Raw genomic sequence first — 22,209 nt, 5'->3', positions numbered from 1 at the left:
ATGTTGGCAGGCATGATCGCACCAACTCCTCCCTCAGCATCAGCCTGAGAGGTGTGATAGGTCAAATCTACATTGACCAACGTACCCAAAATCTCCGAATCCTTACTCGTTAAATCAAACTCCTCAAAACCATCCTGATCATTGTCACAAATAAAATAATCAGAAATAGGATCTGAAATCTCAGGAGATTGGTTGACAATTAAGAACAACGGTACCACATCATAGCAACCAAAGTTTGATTCCTCTAAACGCGCATACACAGTTTGGGTATTTATTGTTGAGTTTTGGAACGTTGTTGGATTTAGTATTGCATTGAACCCTGCTTCTGCTTCCGCTTCGGTCACATAATAACTTACTGTTGTATTGGGTTCCCCGTTCTGAATTTGTACATCGCGCAGCGTCAAATCAAATTCTGTGAATCCGTCGTTTGGCGCCTCATCGCATGCCTCTAAGGGGTCGGGAACAGCAGCTGTGGGCTGTGGCGCAAATTCTACCACAATATCATCGGTCGCTGCACATCCGGTAATTGAAGTTACTTCAATTTGATAGGTACCGTTTTGGGTTACCGTTAAAGTACTTGCAAATTCGCCAGGAATTAAATCGAACATGCCCGTTCCCGGATTGAAAACAAACCAGCGGTAGGATTCGCCTGGAGCAGGATTAATTAATCCAATTTCAAATTCTTCTCCCTCGCAGGGTGCGTTTCCATTCGATATAGTTGCATCGGGACCTAGATCCACTCCAATGTTAAAAGATCCAGCCTCAAGAAATACAGCAGAATCATATACACCGTCACGGTCATCTGCAATTACTAGTTTGATACGATAGGTTTCACCAGGTATAACATTTCCTTGTGCCGTAAGCACGACTGTTTGTCCATTAAACTGAATTGGTGATGTAGGTGCATTGGCGCCATCATTGTATTGCCCAAAAAATTGTTCATTCATCGGTCCGCAAGAACCAGGAACATCAGGATGAACGTTGGTTACTGATACGATATTATTGGGTGGCGGCACACCCGGAAGAACGGCTAAATTCTGTACACCCCCTGAAGGGTCAAAAAGTAGAAAGGCAAAAGCATCTGTGAATGTACATTGAAAACTACCTTCATATTCTTCCGAAGCAAATAAAAAATTAAACGATATCGTACTAATTTGAGGCACGAAATCAAATTCTATAAAAGTTCTGTCTTGTCGAGCATCGGTGGTTGGGATAGCAGCATCTAAGTCCGGATCGGCAGGAGCATCAGTATCTTCACTTTGAAACCCTCCTTGATCGTTAGGACCTTCTGCTTCTGTAGCGGCACCGGTACTTAGGACAACTCCGGATTGAAACGGAAAGCTTGAGCCATTGCCGTCGAAAAAACCAATTCCATTATTAACCGACCCAGTGTCTGAGTTAAAATTAGAAACTTGTGCGCAAGGGCTATTTATTAGAACATCTTCTACTAATTCTTGAACGGTAAAGGTGTCGTCAACAACAATTTGAGAAAAACCAATACAAGAAAAAAGAAAGAAAATAGGGAGTAAAAATTTCTTCATTTTTAATCTGTTAGCTTGCCAAATATATCGATTACATTGGTTTTCTTTGTATATTTTTGCAAAAAAAAGAGCTGAATGTCTGAATTTAACATTACAATTCAACCGACCAATAATAAAAACATTGTAAAATTTGTCACCGATTCGTTTTTGACGCAAGCGCAAAGCTATGAATTTGGATCGATAGACGAAGCGGCCTCTAGCCCTATCGCTCAACAACTGTTTTATCTTCCATTTGTAAAAACGGTATATATTTCTCAAAATTTTATCGCAATCGAGAAATACAATATTGTAGAATGGGAGGATGTCCAAGATGAAGTGGCAACCTCTATTAAAGAATATTTGGATAGCGGTGAAGCTGTGGTAACTCAAAAGAACGATTCGACAAAGATTCCCGTAACTGTTTATGCCGAAAGTACTCCTAATCCAAGTGTTTTAAAATTTGTGGCAAACAAACCATTGGCTACTGACACTTTTGAATTTAAAAACATCGATGAAGCTACCGATGCTCCCTTGGCGCAAGCGTTGTTTAATTTTCCTTTTGTTAAAGAAGTATTTATAAGCGACAACTATGTTTCGGTCATGAAATACAATATGGTGGAGTGGCAGGAAATTTCGATGGAGGTTAGAGAATTCATTCGAAAATATCTGGAAGACGGAAAGCCCGTACTAAACGATGCTATTCTTCAGAAAGATAAAGCTTCCGAAGCAAGTTCAGAAAAGGAAACAGCGAACTTATCAGACATCGACAAACAGATTATCGAAATATTGGATGAATACGTAAAACCTGCTGTTGCCGGTGATGGAGGTCACATTGCATTCAAATCGTTTGACGCGGATACCAAAACAGTAAGCGTTATATTACAAGGAGCCTGTAGCGGGTGTCCTTCTTCTACCGTTACGCTCAAGAACGGTATTGAGACGATGCTCAAAGAGATGCTCCACGGGAAGGTGCAAAATGTTGTCGCGATAAACGGATAATATTTAGCAAGAGTTCGATGTTTTAGTTACCCTGATCGCTGAATTTAATTTTAGCATAGACCAACACTTTACGGGACTTGATCATTTTAAGTTTTTACCCCACTTTTTAACGATATTTTGAGAATAATTGCCCGTTAAAATTGTATTTTAAGTCTTCATAGAAGATTAACTAAAAACAAAAAAGCAATGGCAGTATTAAAAGTAATTGAAGTGATGGCGAATTCGAACGAGAGTTGGGAGGATGCTGCACGTAATGCGGTAAAACAGGCAGGGAAAAGTGTGAAGAACATACGCTCGGCCTACATTAGAGAGCAAAGTTGTATCGTTAAAGATAACGACATAACCGAATTTCGAGTAAACGTAAAAATATCGTTCGAAGTTCAGTAAAAAATAAAACAACTAGATGAAATACGCTTTTGAATGTTCAAAAGCGTATTTTTGTTTTCCTTGTTTTTATTTTAAATACTCATGCGCTATCTAATTTTACTACTGACAACGGTCTTTTTATTGTCATCTTGTAAGGATTCAAATCAAGAAACTGTGGAATCACACACCTATACAAACGAACTTATTAATGAAACCAGTCCGTATTTGTTGCAACATGCTCATAATCCGGTCGACTGGCGAGGTTGGAATGCAGCTACGCTTCAGAAAGCAAAGGATGAACAAAAGCTAATGGTGATAAGCATTGGGTATGCTGCTTGCCATTGGTGTCATGTCATGGAACGTGAAAGTTTTGAAGATTCTTTAGTAGCGGCCACGATGAACGAGCATTTCATCTCGGTTAAAGTAGATCGAGAAGAACGACCCGATGTAGATCAAATATATATAAATGCCGTTCAACTTATGACGGGTAGTGCAGGATGGCCACTAAACGTGATCACGTTACCCGACGGACGACCTGTTTGGGGAGGCACTTACTTTAAAAAGGAGGCTTGGATTGACGCGCTTACCAAAATTCAAGAGGTATACGAGCGAGAACCAGAAAAACTAGAGGAATACGCAGCTAAACTTGAAGAAGGTATTAAAAGCATGGACCTCATTACCCTTAATACCGAAGCCATCGACTTTTCTACTTACGATACCGAATCGCTTTTAGAAAATTGGGGTACAACTTTCGACCATAGATTTGGGGGTTATAAGCGTGCTCCTAAGTTCATGATGCCTAATAATTACAGCTATTTGCTACGTCATGCAGTGCAACATCAAGACACCACGCTTCTTAACTATGTCACACTTACACTGGATCAAATTGCCTTTGGTGGTGTTTATGATCATATTGGAGGTGGCTTTGCACGGTATAGCGTCGACGAAAAATGGCATGTGCCTCATTTTGAGAAAATGTTATACGACAATGCCCAATTAGTAAGTCTATACAGCAATGCCTATCTGGTGACCAAAAATCCTTTATACAAAGAAGTAGTTACAGAAACCTTAACGTTTATCGAAAGAGAGATGACGCAGGATTCAAGCGGAGCATTTTATTCTTCGCTCGATGCCGACAGCAAGACTGAAACTGGCGAATTAGAAGAAGGTGCCTATTACATTTATACGAAGGAAGAATTACAAGAAGTACTAGGTGAAGATTTTGAACTTTTTAGCGATTATTATAATGTGAATAGCTTCGGAAAGTGGGAGAATGGCCATTATGTTTTGATTAAAGACAAACACGATGCTGATTTTGTAGCAGAACACAATATCGAAGCAGAAGCTTTTCAGAAGAAGAAAAACACATGGCAAGAACAATTGCTGGCCTACCGAAACAAGAGAGACCGACCGAGATTAGACGATAAGACACTCACCTCGTGGAACGGCTTAATGCTAAAGGGATATGTAGATGCATATAAAGCGTTTCAAAATGAGTCGTACTTAGATACGGCCCTTAAAAATGCACATTTTATTGCTGATAGTCAGTTACAGGAAAGTGGTGCCTTGTGGCATTCTCACAAAGACGGAGCAAGCACTATAAATGGCTATTTAGAAGATTATGCGGCAGTCGTTGAGGCATATATTAGCTTATATGAAGTAACTATGGATATGCAATGGTTACAGAAGTCTAAAAAAATGACCGATTACGTATTCGAGCATTTTTTCGATAAAGACAAGCAGATGTTTTATTTTACTTCAAAGGAAGATGCGGCACTTATGACGCGTACTATCGAATATCGCGACAACGTGATCCCTGCTTCCAATTCGATCATGGCGAACAATTTGTTCCAACTATCGCATTATTATGACGAACCTACTTACGCGACTACTGCGCAACAAATGTTGAAGAACGTTGAAGCAGAAATGGCGCAATATCCTTCCGGGTTTTCAAATTGGATGCAACTCTTGGCAAATTACCAAACTAAATATTATGAGGTTGTGGTCGTAGGACCTGAGGCTTCAGAAAAAATTAAAGAAATCAATAAAACCTACATACCCAATGCCTTACTAGCCGGCAGCACTGAAAAAAGTGATGCGTATTTACTGGAAGGGCGGTATGTAGCCGGGGAGACCTTAATATATGTTTGTGTGAACAACACATGCAAACTACCGGTTCGAGACCCGAAAAATGCAATTGAATCAATTAAAATCACGAAATAAATTACATGGATAAATTTAAGGATATTGATATCTACATTGAAGAATACGGACAAAAACTAATCGATTTTCTTCCTAGTCTTGTTGGAGCAATTGTGCTTCTAATTTTAGGATTATGGGCGATTAAGCTTATTAATAGAGTCATAAAAAAATTCTTCAACAAAAAGGATTACGATCCCACCCTAGAAAAATTTATAGCGAGCTTAATCTCGTGGGGATTAAATATTTTATTATTCGTACTGGTCGTTACCCAATTAGGTGTAGAATCGGCTTCATTGGTCGCTATTATTGGTGCGGCGGGATTAGCCATTGGACTTGCACTGCAAGGATCGCTCGCGAATTTCGCAGGTGGCGTACTTATATTATTGTTAAAACCTTTCAAGGTTGGACATTTTATTAAAGCTCAGGGCGTAGAAGGAACGGTCAAGGAAATTAGTATTTTTAACACCAAGCTTACAACTTTTGGAAACCAGTTAGCGATAATTCCGAATGGTAAACTCTCTAACGACAGTATTATTAATTACACGGAAGAAGGAATTCGACGTGAAGCGCTAACCTTTGGCATAAGTTATGATAGTAATATCAAGGAAGCGAAAGACATCTTGTTGAATTTGGTGCTTGAACAACCCACGGTGCTTCAAATAGAAGATAAAATGCCAATGGTGGTTGTAACCGAATTAGCAGACAGTTCAGTAAATCTTTCGGTGCGTTATTGGGCCAAGAATGAAGATTTTTGGGATATTCGTTTTTATACGTTGGAAGAAGGTAAAAAACGACTTGAAGCCGCAGGGATCGAAATACCATTCCCGCAACGCGATGTGCACCATTACAATCTTGAACATCAAAACAAAAATTAATTAAACTATTAAATAAATTAGCATGAAAAAATTAGCTGTTACACTGTTACTCACTATAATAGGAGCCACAGGATATGCTCAAACCAACCTTGGATCTGGAGCCTATAGCTTATACGAAAGAGAGGTTAATATCAATAACACAAACGAGTTCTTTAATCTTTCCGAAGAAGAGTTTAAAAATATAGAAGGTTCGCCCTATTCTAATGACACATTTCTAAAAGGCAATATTTATCAAGACGATAAACTTATTATGAAAGATGTGCCTATGCGCTATAATTCGTATTCTGACGAGATCGAGATGAAAAAGAATGAAAACGACGAGAATTACGGCGCATTATTAAAAAGTCCGGATCTATTTGTTAAGATCTTCAATGATGTGTATATCTTCGTACCTAAAAATGGTTCTACGGAAGAAGGCGGCTATTTTAAAATACTCTCTCCCAACGATCATTACGACCTTTACAAAAAGACTACCACCACTTTTTCTCAACCCTATGAAGCTCGAACGACCTACGAACAAAATCGTCCTGCTAAATTCTCAAGCACACATACTTACTACCTAGTCTCTAAGAGGGATGGTAAATTTGTTGAGCTACCTACTTCTCGATCTAAGGCACTAAAGGTGATGAGTGTTAAAAAGAAAGAAGTGAAGAAATTTATGAACGATCGGCGTATCGACGTTTCCGAAGAGGCAGACTTAATAAAACTAGTATCTTATTTTAATTCGATCCTCTAGAATTTAACACATATAACGTAAAAACGGCACCTTTTGGTGTCGTTTTTTGTATCTTCAACAAGCAGTTAAAATTTTCATTATGAAACGATACGTTCTATTTTTCGTTGTAAGCGCCTTTATCTATTTTTCAGCCGATGCACAAACACGCTTATCATCTAAGCGTCCCGGATTTGAGCTTTTAATGAATTCGCACGACATTGGGCTGTCGAACGAGTTCTTTAAGGATGACCCTTATATGGCCGAAAACATTCAAGGTTCCCCGTATGCGAATGATGAATTCCAATTGGGAAACATTTACTTCGATGGTGCCTTATCCCAGAAAAATGCCATGCTGCGGTACAATATATATGCTGAAGAAATAGAGGTGCTACAAACGGCAGATTTGTATCAAGGCCTATTAAAATCGACCGATGTCTATGTAAAAATCAAGAACGATATCTATATTTTTGCACCTTATAAAGAATCGATCGAGGACGGCGGCTATTTTAAATTGATACAAGAGGGCAGTGTATACGATTTATATGAAAAACCACATGTTACATTCACCCCATTTAAAGAGCCAACAGCATATGCACCGTCGAAACCTGCTATCTTCAGACAAAATATTGATTATTACTTGGTAAGCAAGAATGGAAAGTTTTTTGAAATTCCTTTATCACCCTCCCGAATTCTAAAGGTCATGGATGAAGATAAAGATAAACTCAAGGCATATATCAAAGAAAATGATTTGAATCCTGAAGAACTTGATGATCTAATTGCGATCTTCCTCTATTACGATACGATCATGCAAGAAAATGCTAGCCCCCAATAAAATCCTTTAAATAATAGGGTTCAAAATACGCGACATCTTCAAATTCGTTTATACCGAATTTTTCTTCTGCTAATGCCCCCATGTGTTTTGCACTTGGAAATTCGTTCTCTATAAAGTCAGCGTTTGGATGCTCACATATAGTTTTAAACTTATCCACGCCACTTCCAATAAATATTGTTTTTCCTTCGGAAAGATACTCGGCGTATGAACCATCGGTAAGGATATCTGCCTGCGTATCTCTTATTTGTTTTTTTTCTGAATTAAACACCGCCGAATACACCTCCATACGTCTCGCATCTAACAAGGGTATTACGGTTCCTGCATCTGTTACTTTTTGAGCCAGAACCGTCAATGTAGGTACCGATATCAATGGAATATCTAGCGCATAACAAATGCCTTTTGCTGCCGAAACGCCAATGCGTAGACCTGTATAAGAGCCGGGGCCTTTACTAACCGCCACAGCATCTAATTTCTCTTTTGGGAGCTTGGCTTCTGCCAACACTTCGGCGATAAAGAGATGAAGCTTTTCGGCATGACTATAACCGGCCGTCGTATCATCCCTAAACGCAATAACGCTTCCATTTTCAGAAAGCGCTACCGAACAATTTGTTGTTGCTGTTTCAATACATAAGATTAATCCCATGTCTTATTCATCTTTTTCTCCAAGTGATTCCTTACTCTCTACCGACACCTTATCGCCAGAAGATAATGTCTTAGTTACCGTGTTATACGGACCCGTAATCACTATATCGCCTTCCGACAGCCCCGATTCAATCTCTATATTGGTATCATCTTGAATCCCTGTGGTTACGACGCGTAATTTGGCCTCATCGCCATTTTTAACGAATACACATTCAAATTTTTCTGCATTAGGATCGGGTGCTTCTCTATTGAATCGCTTTTTAGTACTGCTGGTATCGGTCTTGATCACGATACTACTAATAGGCACTCCTATCACATTGTTCTTTTTACTTGTTATTATGTCTACGGTGGCTGTCATTCCGGGACGGAAGGGCGAAAACGATTCGGGTTTGCCTTCCGTAAGATCAGCATAAGACTCCGGCAGGATACGTACCTTTACTTTAAAATTAGTTACTTGATCTGCAGAAAGTGCATTTTCAGCCGAATTGGCGATCTCGGTAACAACTCCTTTAAATTCACGTTTCAAGTAGGCGTCTACCTCTACAATTGTACTATCTCCTAAAGACAGTTTTACAATATCATTTTCATTTACATCAACCTCAACCTCCATATTCTTCAAGTTCGCAACACGCATGATCTCGGTACCGGCCATTTGGGCCGTACCTACAACGCGTTCTCCTAACTCTGCAGACAAGCGTGAAATAGTTCCACTCATAGGTGCGTAAATAGTAGTTCTAGATAAATTATCTCTAGACTGCTTTACATTCGCAGCTGCACTTTGTACACTGTAATATAACGCTTGTTTGTTGGCTTGGGCACTTTCAAATTCATTGACAGATCGGTCCCACTCCGACTTCGATATTACTCCTTTTTCGAATAAGGTTTTATTACGCTCGTAGTTTAAACGCGCATTTTTTAAGTTGGCCTCTGCCTGAGACAACTGCGCACGAACATTTTGAAGTCCGGCTTGTGACTGACTTACTGCTGCTTGAATAAGGTCCGGATTAATTTTAACAAGCAGATCACCTTTTTCTACTTGTTGTCCCTCTACAACCGGCAGTTCAATGATCTCTCCCGACACTTCCGAAGAAAGGCTTACCTCAACTTCCGGTTGGATCTTACCGGTGGCAGCCACCGTTTCGATTATGTCTATGGGTGCAATCTCCGTGACCTCTACTTGTTTTGCATCGGTGTTGTCACCAAACCATCCGGCTTTTTTACCAATCACCAATAAAATGACAAGCAATACTACTGAAACGATAAGGATAATAAGTGTTTTTTTCTTCATGCCTAAAACTTTAAGTCGGTTGGTTCTACTCCAAAATAGAGCTCTAATACCTTTGTTTTAAAAATATAATCGTATTTCGCGCGATTTACTTCGATCAAAGCGTTGTCGTATCTTAATTTCGACTGACTAAAATCGAACGCATTGGTCAATCCTACATCGTATCGATCCCTAGCATATTGGTACGCCAGTTCTTGAGATTCGAATGCTGCTAACGCAGCTTCATATGCTTTAAACGCGCCTTTAGCATCGACGTAAGCTTGATACACATTAGACTCTAAATCTAATTTTGCTTGTTCGAGTTGAAATTCATTTCGTTTTAAATTGATCTTATTCCGCTTCACAGTACTACGTGCAGAAAAGCCATTAAGAATAGGAACATTTAATCGTAACCCATACCCAATTCCGTCATTCTGATACAACTGATCGATAAATGGATCCGCTCCCACCTCACGGGTGATCGTATTCGGAAATTCTCCTAACACCGTTTGGCCGGTTTCTTCAACAAATCCAATTTCTTGAATACTAATGGGGTTATCCGGGTCCAAGGTTTGTTGAAATGAAGTCGCATCGGTATAACGTGTATCATAGCCGAAAAATGCCGTAATTGTTGGGTAATATGCTCCTTTTGCAATTTGAAGGTCTTTTTCTGCCAATTCTACGTTCATCTCAGCGATTTTCACTTCACTTCTGTTACTTTCGGCAGCGGAAATTATTTCTGAAACAGATTTTGACGTGATCCCTTCATCTATAATGTCGTAACCTTCATCAACAATATCAAATGTCTCATAATCCTTAATCAATAATAATTGCGCCAAACTAATTAATGAGATTCTCACCGAGTTTTCTGCAACGGCAATTCGTTGTTTTTCACTCGCATCGGTTGCTTTTATTTCTAACAGATCGCCTCGTGGTAACACACCGGCATCCACTAGGTCTTGAGTACGCCCAATTTGCTCCAAGGTCACATCGTTTTGGGATCTAATCACTTCTAGGTTTGCCTTATTAAGGAGTATTTGAAGATAGGCATTGGCAACAAACAATGAAATATCGTCTTTCATTTTGTCCAAGCGATACTGAGCTGCTAATTTAGATAATTCGGCACGCTGTACTTGTCTAAAGTTACGCAAGCCATCGAAAAGCGTGTATCCTACATTTATATTTCCTGAGACCGATAAAAATGTGGTGGTCTGCGCATTGTTTGTAACAGGGTTAAAACTAAGTCCTGTATTTTCTGAAACACCCGCTCCTGCATTAATCGATGGAACAAAATTCCCGATAGCATTCAGTTTATCAACTTCAGCCGCTGCAATATCCAACTCGCTTTGTTTTACAGAAATGTTATTCTCTAACGCATAAGCGACGCATTCAGCAAGGGTCCATTCTTTGGACTGTCCATTCACAGAAACGATGGTTATCAAAAGAATAAAAACGGTAACTATTTTTTTCATGTTTACTTGTTGTTGATGCATAAGTCTTTTTATTGCTGAAATGTTACAATAAATGTAAAAATTTATCCTCTGTTAAAAGCTGCAGGAGCTTTTATCTGGTTCCACACCTTTATATTATCATCCTCTGAAACACCTTCCAGTACTTCAACATTAATTCCATCGCTTATCCCCAGAACAACATCTCTGCGTTCAAACTCTTGGTCTCCTGTAGCAACCTCAACGAATGGCTCTAAGGTTTTAGGATCGTATTGTACCAGTGCTTCTTTGATCGCCAATACATTGTCAGATTTCGCAAGGATAATTGACGCATTCGCGCTTAACCCTGCCCGGATAAAAGTTGTATCCTGTTTGTTAAGTGTTCCTTTAATTTCAAATTGGATCGCACCGTTCTCACTAACCCCTTTAGGAGCAATGTAGTCGAGCACAGCGTCAAATTTTTTATTTTCGATCGCACCCACTGTGATTTCCAAAGGAAGTTGTTCAGTGATTTTACCTACTTCACTTTCGTCCACTTTACCTTCAAAGATCATTTTATCCACATCTGCTATGGTGGCAATGGTTGTTCCGTCGTTAAAATTATTGGCCTCGATCACTTGGTTACCGGCTTTCACGGGAACGTCCAGGACCATCCCGGACACCGTTGCACGAATTTCTGTGTTAGCCGTGGTACCCAGTCCACTAGTAGTTCCGGTTTTCACGATCTCGAAGGTTTGTCTTGCTCCAGACAAGTTTACCTTTTCTTGATTATAACGTTGCTGCGCTTGATTAAAACTTAACTGCGCGTTATCGAATTCATTTGCGGAGATTACGCCTTTTTCAAAAAGTTCTTTTTGCCGATTATAAATACTTTGTTGACTCTCTAGTGCAAGACGTGCTGTTTCTACTTGTGTACGCGCACTGTTAATATTGTTCTTGGCACTGCTTAACGTATTTACATTAGGTACTACTTTCACCTTAGCGATAAGATCGCCACTTTTTATTATATCTCCCGCCTCAACAAATATTTCGTCGATAATTCCGGAGATATTTGGCTTGATCAATACTTCTTCTTTTGGTACAATGCTACCTGTCGCTACCGTTTTCTTAACAATTGTTTGCGTGCTAGGCTGTTCGGTCGTGTACACTATAGGGTCTTCGGAATTTTTTGCCCAAAGCCAATACATCGCTACTGTAAATAATATAACGATCGACACTAAAATGATTATGGTTCCTGTCTTTTTCATTCTAAAAATTATTCAAAATTATGTTGTTATTCTGTTCGTAATGCGTCTACGGGTTTTACTTTAATTGCTGTTTGTGCAGGTATTAGCCCTGCGAGCAAACCGGAAACTATTAATATTACCAATGCTATGGCAACGACTCCAATATTCACCGAAGGGTTCAAGAACATCATTTCGGTGGTATCCATTCCTTCCATAAGCATATTCACCAAAGCAAGAATTCCCGATGCCAATACAATTCCTGCCATTCCCGAAACGATGGTCAAGAAAATAGATTCTAATAAAATTTGAGAACGTATTCCCCAAGGAGTTGCTCCTAATGCTCGTCGAATCCCTATCTCCTTCGTACGCTCCTTTACTACGATTAGCATGATATTGCTAATTCCAATTATTCCTGATAACAATACCAACACCCCTACAAAATAGGCGACAAAATTCAAGGCTATAAAAAGCCCATTGATCTTACTAAATTCTTCGAACAGATCAAAGTTCCCAATGGCTCTGTCATCCTCCGGGTGGATCGTATGTCTTGATTTTATTACGTCGAATACCTTTGATTTTAGGTTTGTGATCGAGGAGCCGTCTTCCGCAGTAATCGCCATCCAACCTACTCGATCCCCCATATTAAATGCTTGCGAGAATGCTGTAAATGGCACATATATTTCTTTCTGACCTTCCTCGGCATCACCGTTTTGTGATTTTTTCTTATAGGTGCCGATCACCATAAAATTCACCCCGTTGATCTTGATGTAAGTTCCAACTACATCCTCGCCTATATCATATAATGTGTTTCGTACGCCTTCACCTATGATCGCAACTTTTCGCTTTTCATTGATGTCAGAATAATTTATAAACCGGCCTAAAGTGATGTCCATTGGCTGTTGTTCAATGATCTCCGGATAATCTCCATAGACATTGAACGCCCCGGTTTTTAAGCCGCGTGTTACATTATTGGACCCACGAAACCCACCTAACTGATTCCGAGGAGAAACAAATCTCATATTAGGAACATTTTGCTTTATGGCTTCAACATCGTCAACCTTGAAATTGAACCTTCGCCCTTTTGGCAATCCTTTGTAAGGTTTTGTTGCCGTTTGTGCCCACATAAACATAGAGTTGGTCGCCATACCGTCAAACCCTTGTTTAACTCCATTTTCGAGTCCGTTGCCGGCGGCCAGTAATATCACAAGAATGAATATACCCCATAGCACACCAAAGGCAGTTAAAATGGTTCGGAACCAATTTGAACTCAAGGCTTCAATAATCTCTGCCCAACTATCTCTACTGAATAATTTACTCATCTCTAAGGGCTACTATAGGTTTAATTTTGGAAGCACGGCGTGCGGGGAAAAATCCGGCCAAGGCACCGGCTACAATAAGAATAATAACGGTCGTAATTGCCACCCCGAAGTCTACAGAAGGGTTTCGAATGTATTCGGTTTCAATTAGCGGTCCGACGATCTCTAATAGGATCAAACTAAAAATTAATCCGAGGAACCCGGCTATAGCGGTTACGAAAATAGATTCATGCAAGATCATTCCAATAATTGACAGTGGTTCGGCGCCAATTGCTTTTCTAATTCCTATCTCTTTAGTTCGTTCTTTTACAATGATGAGCATGATATTACTTACGCCTACGATTCCTGCAATAATCGTACAAATTCCTACTCCCCAAAAGAACCAACGGATCATATTGGTAAGATCGTAGAAGCGTTTTGCATTCTCAAGGGAATTGTTAATGTTCACGGCACTCACATCACTAGGTGCAACCGTGTGCTTCCGTTTCAGGTCTGATTCGAGTTGTGCTGTAAATGCTTCGGAAGCAGCCAGTGCTTGATCGAAGTTGTCCTCCGGTTTTAAGGTAAAGACCAGTGACCTTAGTTTGTCACCAGCATTATATACGCGCTGTGAGGTAGTTAACGGAATAAAAATTCGAGTTTCTTCACGCTCTCCGCCAGGATCGGAATAAACACCAACTACTTTAAATTTAATTCCTGTGATCTCAATATATTCTCCAAGCGCATTCTTTTCTTTAAATAGATCTTGGTAAACTCTGTTTCCAATTACCGCATTCTTTTCATAATTATTGAGGTCACTCTGATTGATAAAACGCCCTGCAGTAAGGGTAGCGTTCTCTAGAAATTGATAATCTCCTCTTACCCCTTCAATTCGGTAACTACCCGTTTCATTCTTATAGGAAGTAAGTCCTCCCCAAATACTGTACACACCAGATTTGTATTCTAATTGATCGATATTCTTACGTTCGGCGATCTCGTAATCGGCATTGTCCATTTCAATACGGCGGCCGGGATTCATACCTTTATAGCTTTCCGAAGTAACCCCGGTCCAAACACTAATTCGATTGGCGGCATCATCTTCAAACTCTTTGGCTATTCCGTTTTGCATGCCTTGCCCTAAGGCCAATAAAATTACGAGTATGAATATACCAGAAGCTACCGATAGTCCCGTAAGAAAAGTTCGCAATTTATTTTTGCGAATGGTCTCAAATATTTCTTGCCATCGCTCTAATTTAAGCATGGGACAACATCTTTAGAGCGGCTTCTTTAGCACGTACTTGCTTGACTTTAGAATCATCGATAATAACACCATCCTGTAAATTAACGATGCGCTTGGTCATGTGAGCAATATCGTCTTCATGCGTTACTACTAAAATGGTTTTTCCTTCATCATTGATCCCTTGAATTAACTCCATCACCTCGTACGAAGTCTTAGTATCTAAAGCTCCTGTAGGCTCATCGGCTAATAACACCTTTGGGTCGCTAGCGAGGGCTCGTGCTATGGCTACACGCTGTTTTTGACCTCCGGAAAGTTCATTGGGAAGGTGTTCTGCCCAATTTGCCAAACCAACTTTTTCAAGATAATGCATCGCCTTCTCGATTCGAATATTGCGCTTTACCCCTTGATAATATAAGGGCATCGCAACATTATCTAGTGCCGACTTATAATTTATCAAGTTAAAAGATTGAAAAATAAAACCGAGAAATCTATTTCTATACCGAGCGGCGATCTTTTCGTTAAGATCTTTGATTACTTTTCCGTCTAAGGTATAACTACCTTCATCGGCTTCGTCTAACATCCCTAAGATATTTAACAAAGTTGATTTTCCCGAACCGGACGATCCCATAATAGAAACCATTTCACCTTCAGACACTTTAAAGTTAATGCCTTTTAACACATGTAAAGAGTTATTCCCCATGTGATACGATTTGTGTAAGTCGTTGATTTCTATCATTCTATTGAGTAAAATGCAAAAGTGAGAAAATTTAATTCTGAATTTGCAAAATTGATGTTAAGACTTCTAATAGCAATGGTTTGCGGGAGTCTGCACCATAAGACAATTTTAGGCGACAGTTGTTACATCCTAACTGTAAAGATATTGTTAATTTTCTTCCAATTTTTCACGCTGTCTACTTCTGTAAATAGCGTACCCTATGCCTCCTATCAGAATATAAGGAATGATCATTAGATAAGTGATACCATTATTGATCCCTTTGGCCGCCTGGCCACTTTCTTCACTTTCTAATACTGCTCGACACATGGCGCACTGAGCCTCGGCAGGAAGTACCGAGATCAAGAACAACAATAAAAAGATATATCTAAACTTCATGTACTATGGTTCACTGTTAATAATAGGGTGAGATCATTAGATAGACAATAACACCGGTAACTGCCACATACAACCATATAGGAAACGTGATTCGTGCTATTTTCTTATGCATTTTGAACCTTCCGGTAATCGCACGCACATACGTTATAAGTACAAATGGAATTACGGTAATAGACAGGACAATATGCGTAATTAAAATAAAAAAGTACACATATCGCAACAGTCCTTCGCCACCATAGGGGGTAGAGTCTGAGGTCATATGGTATGCAACATACATGACTAGAAATAACGCAGACAATAAGATAGCGGTTTTCATAAGTCGCTCGTGCGTCTTCTGATTTCCCTTTCTAATTTGGTAAACAGCCGTTACCAGTAAGATGGCGGTCACTCCATTTATGGTGGCATAGATTGGTGGTAAAAATCCTAGACGTTCTACACCTGGGATGCGCACACTGAATAATAAAGCCACCACAACAGGGATCGCGATAGAAAGTATCCAGATCCATACTGTATACTTTTTAGAATTAATTTGTTTCACTTGAGTCATTTTCTAATAAAATTTGAATGTCTTCTATAAGCATTTCGATGCTTTCATCTTCTAGCCCGTCGTAGTAGATTATCGGATTCCCATTTTTATCGACACGAGAGCGTATGTTTCCTTCTTTATCTATCAAGGCAAAGTACCCTTGATGTTCGAACCCACCATCTACTTCTTCATTTTGTGCAGCATAGATATTAAAACCTTCATTCGCTAACGCGTGGATCTTAGATTTCTCGCCCGTTAGGAAATTCCAGTGTGGATGAGTCGCACCGTACCCGTCGGCATATTGTTTAAGTACTTGGGGAGTGTCGTAAGTTGGATCGATACTAAAAGAAGCAATTCCAAAATCACTATCCTCCTTAAAGGCTTCCTGCACTTTTAACATATTGGTGGTCATAATGGGACAAATACTTGGGCAGGTGGTAAAAAAGAACTCGGCTACATACACCTTGTCGTCATAATAGGCATTGGTAATGGTATCACCTTCTTGATTTACTAAACTAAAATCAGGCACCGTCTTATTTCCTATACGCGCTAATTCTACTTGCTTTTGCAATGATTTTCGTTCCAAGTTGTGTCGATCCTCGTCTACGATCTCATTATTGTTAATTCGATTGATGATCTTAGGAATAAAGATGATCCCAAAGATCAGGATAACAAATGATATACCTATATATGAATAATTTGCCTTTTTCATAAGTTCTATATCTCTCTATCTGCTTTGTATTTTTTTAAGGCTAGACGGTACTCGGCCAGGATCACTTTTACGTCGTCGCCCATTTTATTGTTGATCTCTGAATAATCACGCGCATCAAATCCGTAAAGTACCCCAACATCTTCGTCGTCATCCCTTCCCCTAAGGTTTCTTTTCTTATCGATAATGAATACATAAGGGACGCTTATTTCTTCGGAAAGTGTATAATTTGTTTCTAGCGATTGGAACACCTCTTGAATCGCTTCGGTCGTTCCCACGGCAAATTTCCACTGATCGACAGCAACTATTTCTGAAAGTTTTTCTTTTAATTCTGAAGCGGCCGCTTCCGACCCTTCAGCCACCAATATGACAAATTGAAAATCGTGAAACTCTCGATTTTTCTTATAGATCTTATGCGTTAGATTGAAAGCATTGGCTTTATGTTGCAACGGGTCCTTTCCGAAGAATCCCAATACCGTAATTTGATCCTCCAACTTAACCTTTTCTCCATCTAAGGTCGTAAATGCATCAAGCTCGTTCACTTGGGTAGTTAACGTTGGTAAACGACCAAAATTATCTTTCCCTGAAGCAAAGAATAGATACATGGTAATGGGCAGAATGAACAGCACCCCCAACGTTATATATTTTTTTAATTGCATGACCTCATTTTAAGCTGCAAAAATAAGACCTAAACAGGGGTTGAACAACCTTAGGACGTTAATTTTCATTGGGTCATCTAAAATTTATTTCGCTTCAAAGAAGTATTGATTTTGTTTTTAGGTGTGCTGTCCTATTGAACCACCAATTGTTTTACTAGATCCTTATAATAGTAGGTTCCATCTTTGGCCTGAGTACTAAGATAAATCGAATAGGAACCGGGTTCCAATAAGTTCGTATCGAGTTCAAATTGAAATCCTGTTTTAATATACGAAGTGGTGTCTTGGGTCGCAGGGGTCGAATCGATCCTTACGTTTCGAAAGTGGGAGACATACACAAAATTAGTGTCCTTTTTAAAGATCAAAGAACGTTTAGCCGCCCTATCGTTTACTCCTCGTTTATTGCTCCATCCTTGCAGTACAAATTTAGATTGTTTTTTAGGGATGGTCAATACAGTGTCAGGCCCAATCCATTTTTTATTAAAATGGGTAAGCTTCCCCTTAAAGGAAGGGTCATCTTGAATGGTTACATTGCGATACATCAACGCCTCAGGCGAATTTGTTGGCACCGGATGTGTTGCCTTTAGATCGTATTGGTCGATTAAAAAGTTGGCGAGATAGTTACTCGTTTTAATAATGCCTTTATAGTTGAGATGCTGATTGGCATCTTTGTCTTTTTCCGGGATAACGTGCGTGTAATCCAACCCGTTGAACGCTTTGTTGATGTTGAGGATGGTAACATTTTTTTCTTCGGAAAAATAGTGCTCTAGTTCATTATGGACACGTTCAAAACCGGGTTTCGTCACTTTGTAATATTGATCAAACACAGGAACTGTTATAAATAAAAGTTCGAATTTGTGTTGCTTAGACAGTTTCAATATAGATGCTAAATACTCTTTTTCCATTTCTGATAGATACATTTCAGAATATGAAAACTTTGGTGCTATAGCCCTAAATTCTTGCAGTTGTTCTTCGGAAAACACTTTATCATTCTTCGCGTGGGCTTGGATAAATTCTGAAGCTACGAGCTCTTTATTGCTACGAAGTTGCCGCGACCATCTCTCGGGGTCTTTCCACCAATCGTGGTTCTTCGCCATGTTGAAGAATTTATAGAGTCGGTGTTCTCTGTTGGACAGGATCAACTCCTTGGTTTGCACCCATCCAAACCGTTTGTAACTGGGGTTGTAAAAGTTACTAGAATGCAACTGCTTGAATCTGGTAAAGATCTTGTTATAGGCGTCTCCTTCAGAAATAAGCGGCCAGGTTTCAATCACAACTAGTTTGGGGGTATGGTACTTCAACACCTCCTGCAGGTTAAAATACACTTCGGCGATATTTAGTCGGCCCGCAGCTACACTTATCGTATTAATATCGCACTTGCTTTCAATAATAAAATTATCCACACCCATGTACAAGTGAGAGTTTCCGAGGAAAACAACATCTATAGAATTCTTTTCGTGTTGGTAAATAGATTGAAATGATTGATAACTCCTATGTTGGCCATCCACGAAAAAATCATCACATAGGTAAAGGACGGCTGTCACTAACCCGGTAAACAATATAACTTTAATGACCAGTTGTTTCATTTAAAATTGAAAATAGATAAATTCCTTTGGTATTCCTGTGCCATAGACCCCAAATACAATAATAGTAAACACGATCACGAGATAACTACTCCAGCGTATCACTATAGGCTGTTTTTGCATTAACCTAAATAAATTGAATCGCTTATGCATGATCTCTGCCACACACAATAATGCAATAAAGCCAAGTAGCACCCAGAATTCGATTCCGGTAAAGCCTATTTTATATGTTTCTAACAATGTAATTTGATCCCAGTTGAAAGTGGTAAACACACCCTTCAGTATTAATATAGCATCTCCCATACTGTTCGCTCTAAAAAATATCCACGCCAAACATACGATCGAAAAGATCATTATTGCCGAAAGAAGGCGTGCCAGCCAATTTTGTGTAATAAGGTATGATTTTTTATACAGTGGTTGTTTTGCCGAGTACAGTGCTTTTTCGACCATTAATACGATCCCGTGGATCGCACCCCAGACGACAAAGGTAATGGCGGCGCCATGCCATAGACCACTTACTACAAAAACGATAAACAAGTTGGCATAGGTGCGAAATCTGCCTTTTTTACTGCCTCCCAATGGGATATACACATAGTCTCGAAACCAAGTAGATAATGAAATATGCCAACGCCGCCAAAATTCGGTTAAGGATCGAGAAAAGTAAGGGGAATCGAAATTCTTCATTAGGTCAAAGCCCATCGTACGTGCAGCACCTATCGCTATATCGCTATATCCGGAAAAATCGCAATAGATCTGAAAGGCAAAAAGAAAGATCCCGATAAGATATGGAACCCCATTGTACGCTTCAGGGCTATTGAACACTTCATTGGCATATATGGCCGCTCTATCGGCAATGACCATTTTCTTGAACAGACCAAAAGCCATTAGTAACAAACCACTACGTACTCTATTGTAATTAAAAGTATAGGTCTTATGAAATTGTGGTAAAAGATGAGCAGCACGTTCAATAGGGCCTGCCACCAACTGAGGGAAGAAGGCCACAAACGAAAAAAACGCCAACGCATCTTTTGTCGGTTGTAATTTCTTATTGTAGATATCGATGGTATAGCTTAAGGTTTGGAATGTATAGAAACTTATTCCCACCGGAAGTATGATGTTTAGTGTAGTTGATTCTAACTGCATCCCGAACAATCGGAATCCATCGATAAAGGTCTCGATAAAGAAGTTTGCATATTTAAAATAGCACAAAAAGCCTAGGTTAACCAGGAGGCTTACTCCTAATAGCCATTTTCGCTGTGCGTTGGATTGCGCCTTAATTAGTTGTTGCCCGACAACATAATCCACGGCCGAACTTATAACTATCAGTAACAAAAAACGCCAGTCCCACCAACCATAGAACACATAACTAGCTACTAAGATAAGTGCGTTTCGCAGCTGTAGTTTTTTTGCGACCATCCAGTACAGTATAAATACTATTGGAAAGAACAGTGCAAAATCGATGGAATTGAATAACATGAATTGCTTTTGGGAATAACCTATAAAAAAACCCCTTCGTTTGTTGGAAGGGGTTAAATATATTTATTATTTGTATCGATTAAAAATCGAACTTTACGTAGTTTGATTTGTATACGTCAAAGATATAATCTCCTTCAATCAATAGTATAAGAACCAAATAGCAGATGAGGAAGATTGCGGTCCATACTACAGAACGACGCAGCGATTTTTTCTCATCTCGCATGTGCATAAAGTCCCAAGTAATATAATACGCTTTTACCAAGGTCAAGATTATAAAGATCCAGTTTAGCAATTTCATTGCTAAAAACTTATTATCGATAAGCACTTCCGGCTTAACAATACCTAATACCACTTCTATGATCGTAACGATGGAAAGAAATACAAAGACTCCCCATATTTTCGCTATGTTCGATTTGAACTTTAGCGTTCCTCTAAAAATTGCTAGTTTATGTTCGTGTGCCATTTCGTACTAATTGTGCTTTTTATACAAGGTAAAAGAAGGTAAATACAAATACCCATACTAAATCTACAAAGTGCCAATAAAGTCCAACCTTTTCTACCATTTCGTAATGTCCTCTACGTTCGTAGGTTCCAATTACTACATTAAAGAAAACAATAATGTTAATGATAACCCCAGAGAATACGTGGAATCCATGAAATCCGGTAATAAAGAAAAAGAAGTCTGCGAATAACGGTGTTCCGTATTCATTGTGTTTCAGATTTGCGCCTTCTACTACTAGTTTTCCGTCATTTACGATCTTGGTGATCGACTCTTCTCTAGACAGCACAGTTGGTGCGCCGTTCTCATCGAGGTATTGGGTACGGATTAAGAGATCATCGTTGGCTAAGAATCCGGCTTTAACTTCTTCAAAGGAAAAGGATGTTTTTGTAGCTTCTGCTTCGTACCAAATTCCATTTGTTTCGTCATGGATATCTCTAGCGGTTGGTATTTTTACGGCAAAGTCGCCAATTGCGACCCGTTCGCCTTCTGTATTCAAGAATTGTAATATTTTTCCACCTTTGGTCTCTACCGCTCCATAATCCCCTTTAATAAAGGTTGCCCATTCCCATGCTTGTGATCCAACAAATACGGCTCCACCAATAATAGTTAAGAACATATAAATGATCACTTTATTCTTCTGCATTTTATGCCCTGCATCTACTGCCAATACCATTGTTACAGACGAGAAGATCAAGATAAAGGTCATCAAGGCCACGTAATACATAGGTGCATCTACACCATGTAAAAACGGAAAGTGAGTAAATACCTCATCGGCTATTGGCCAGGAATCGATAAATTTAAATCGTGAGAATCCGTAAGAGGCAAGAAATCCTGAAAAAGTCAAGGCATCTGAAACGATGAAAAACCACATCATCATTTTACCATAGCTGGCACGTAGTGGTTTGTTTCCTCCACCCCAGGTTTTTCCTTCGGTACCTGTTTTAACAACAGTAGCTTCCATACAAAGAATTTGGTTTTAAATAGGGTTCAAAAATACGTATATTTTTTATCTAACGAAACAT

Annotated in this window: 22 protein-coding genes; 6 read left to right on the top strand and 16 right to left on the bottom strand. The window is 39.4% G+C overall.

Annotated features, from left to right (window positions below):
* The coding region (locus DWA30_RS06615; protein ID WP_210725391.1) for a choice-of-anchor L domain-containing protein at nt 1-1,541 on the bottom strand (1,541 nt) is incomplete at its 3' end.
* A 75-nt stretch (nt 1,542-1,616) separates the two neighbouring features.
* On the opposite strand from DWA30_RS06615, the gene DWA30_RS06610 reads away from it, so the two are divergent.
* From DWA30_RS06610 to DWA30_RS06585, 6 genes are all read left to right on the top strand, one after another.
* Nucleotides 1,617-2,519, top strand: coding sequence for a NifU family protein (locus DWA30_RS06610; protein ID WP_114491751.1), 903 nt, complete (start codon nt 1,617-1,619; stop codon nt 2,517-2,519).
* A gap of 186 nt (nt 2,520-2,705) precedes the next feature.
* Entirely contained in the window at nt 2,706-2,906 is a 201-nt protein-coding gene (locus DWA30_RS06605) for a dodecin family protein (RefSeq protein ID WP_114491750.1), read from the top strand.
* 153 nt (nt 2,907-3,059) lie between these two features.
* Nucleotides 3,060-5,108, top strand: coding sequence for a thioredoxin domain-containing protein (locus DWA30_RS06600; protein ID WP_317048340.1), 2,049 nt, complete (start codon nt 3,060-3,062; stop codon nt 5,106-5,108).
* 5 nt (nt 5,109-5,113) lie between these two features.
* Nucleotides 5,114-5,962: a mechanosensitive ion channel family protein gene (locus DWA30_RS06595; protein WP_114491748.1), complete on the top strand. Its 849-nt coding sequence runs from the start codon at nt 5,114-5,116 to the stop codon at nt 5,960-5,962.
* 22 nt (nt 5,963-5,984) lie between these two features.
* Complete coding sequence (locus tag DWA30_RS06590) at nt 5,985-6,698, top strand: hypothetical protein (protein WP_114491747.1); 714 nt, start codon at nt 5,985-5,987, stop codon at nt 6,696-6,698.
* Between the two features lie 79 nt (nt 6,699-6,777).
* Nucleotides 6,778-7,509, top strand: a complete 732-nt coding sequence (locus DWA30_RS06585) for a hypothetical protein (protein ID WP_114491746.1) — start codon at nt 6,778-6,780, stop codon at nt 7,507-7,509.
* On the opposite strand, the gene tsaB is transcribed toward DWA30_RS06585, so the two are convergent.
* The 15 genes from tsaB to DWA30_RS06510 all read right to left on the bottom strand — a co-directional run bounded on the left by tsaB (nt 7,496) and on the right by DWA30_RS06510 (nt 22,148).
* Nucleotides 7,496-8,152, bottom strand: coding sequence for a tRNA (adenosine(37)-N6)-threonylcarbamoyltransferase complex dimerization subunit type 1 TsaB (gene tsaB / locus DWA30_RS06580; protein WP_114491745.1), 657 nt, complete (start codon nt 8,150-8,152; stop codon nt 7,496-7,498). The genes DWA30_RS06585 and tsaB overlap by 14 nt on opposite strands.
* A 3-nt stretch (nt 8,153-8,155) precedes the next feature.
* Nucleotides 8,156-9,439 (bottom strand): efflux RND transporter periplasmic adaptor subunit, encoded by a 1,284-nt coding sequence (locus DWA30_RS06575; RefSeq protein ID WP_114491744.1) that lies wholly within the window; start codon nt 9,437-9,439, stop codon nt 8,156-8,158.
* 2 nt (nt 9,440-9,441) lie between these two features.
* Complete coding sequence (locus DWA30_RS06570) at nt 9,442-10,887, bottom strand: TolC family protein (protein WP_114491752.1); 1,446 nt, start codon at nt 10,885-10,887, stop codon at nt 9,442-9,444.
* 62 nt (nt 10,888-10,949) lie between these two features.
* The gene (locus tag DWA30_RS06565; RefSeq protein WP_114491743.1) at nt 10,950-12,110 is read right to left on the bottom strand and encodes an efflux RND transporter periplasmic adaptor subunit; all 1,161 of its coding nucleotides are present in this window, start codon (nt 12,108-12,110) and stop codon (nt 10,950-10,952) included.
* A gap of 26 nt (nt 12,111-12,136) precedes the next feature.
* Nucleotides 12,137-13,408, bottom strand: coding sequence for an ABC transporter permease (locus tag DWA30_RS06560; RefSeq protein WP_114491742.1), 1,272 nt, complete (start codon nt 13,406-13,408; stop codon nt 12,137-12,139).
* Complete coding sequence (locus DWA30_RS06555) at nt 13,401-14,645, bottom strand: ABC transporter permease (RefSeq protein ID WP_114491741.1); 1,245 nt, start codon at nt 14,643-14,645, stop codon at nt 13,401-13,403. Before DWA30_RS06555 ends, DWA30_RS06560 begins: the two co-directional genes overlap by 8 nt.
* Nucleotides 14,638-15,360: an ABC transporter ATP-binding protein gene (locus tag DWA30_RS06550; protein WP_114491740.1), complete on the bottom strand. Its 723-nt coding sequence runs from the start codon at nt 15,358-15,360 to the stop codon at nt 14,638-14,640. Before DWA30_RS06550 ends, DWA30_RS06555 begins: the two co-directional genes overlap by 8 nt.
* 147 nt (nt 15,361-15,507) lie before the next feature.
* Nucleotides 15,508-15,735 carry a hypothetical protein gene (locus DWA30_RS06545; RefSeq protein WP_114491739.1) on the bottom strand — a complete coding sequence of 76 codons (228 nt, stop codon included), beginning with the start codon at nt 15,733-15,735 and terminating at the stop codon, nt 15,508-15,510.
* 16 nt (nt 15,736-15,751) lie between these two features.
* A complete protein-coding gene (locus tag DWA30_RS06540; protein WP_114491738.1) occupies nt 15,752-16,282 on the bottom strand; it encodes a DUF420 domain-containing protein in 531 nt (176 codons plus the stop codon).
* Nucleotides 16,260-16,973 carry an SCO family protein gene (locus tag DWA30_RS06535; protein WP_114491737.1) on the bottom strand — a complete coding sequence of 238 codons (714 nt, stop codon included), beginning with the start codon at nt 16,971-16,973 and terminating at the stop codon, nt 16,260-16,262. Before DWA30_RS06535 ends, DWA30_RS06540 begins: the two co-directional genes overlap by 23 nt.
* Before the next feature lie 5 nt (nt 16,974-16,978).
* Nucleotides 16,979-17,629 (bottom strand): hypothetical protein, encoded by a 651-nt coding sequence (locus DWA30_RS06530; RefSeq protein ID WP_114491736.1) that lies wholly within the window; start codon nt 17,627-17,629, stop codon nt 16,979-16,981.
* 131 nt (nt 17,630-17,760) lie between these two features.
* A complete protein-coding gene (locus tag DWA30_RS06525; RefSeq protein WP_114491735.1) occupies nt 17,761-19,212 on the bottom strand; it encodes a hypothetical protein in 1,452 nt (483 codons plus the stop codon).
* A complete protein-coding gene (locus DWA30_RS06520; RefSeq protein WP_114491734.1) occupies nt 19,213-20,685 on the bottom strand; it encodes an MBOAT family O-acyltransferase in 1,473 nt (490 codons plus the stop codon). It lies immediately after the preceding gene.
* A 79-nt stretch (nt 20,686-20,764) separates the two neighbouring features.
* Entirely contained in the window at nt 20,765-21,148 is a 384-nt protein-coding gene (locus DWA30_RS06515; RefSeq protein ID WP_114491733.1) for a cytochrome C oxidase subunit IV family protein, read from the bottom strand.
* A 19-nt stretch (nt 21,149-21,167) separates the two neighbouring features.
* On the bottom strand, nt 21,168-22,148 hold the full coding sequence (locus tag DWA30_RS06510) for a cytochrome c oxidase subunit 3 (protein ID WP_114491732.1): 981 nt from the start codon (nt 22,146-22,148) through the stop codon (nt 21,168-21,170).
* Nucleotides 22,149-22,209: the final 61 nt, after the last annotated feature.

The sequence above is a fragment of the Candidatus Ulvibacter alkanivorans genome (genome assembly GCF_003333325.1).
GTDB lineage: Bacteria > Bacteroidota > Bacteroidia > Flavobacteriales > Flavobacteriaceae > Ulvibacter_A > Ulvibacter_A alkanivorans.
This window is presented reverse-complemented; position numbering and strand designations above follow the sequence as displayed.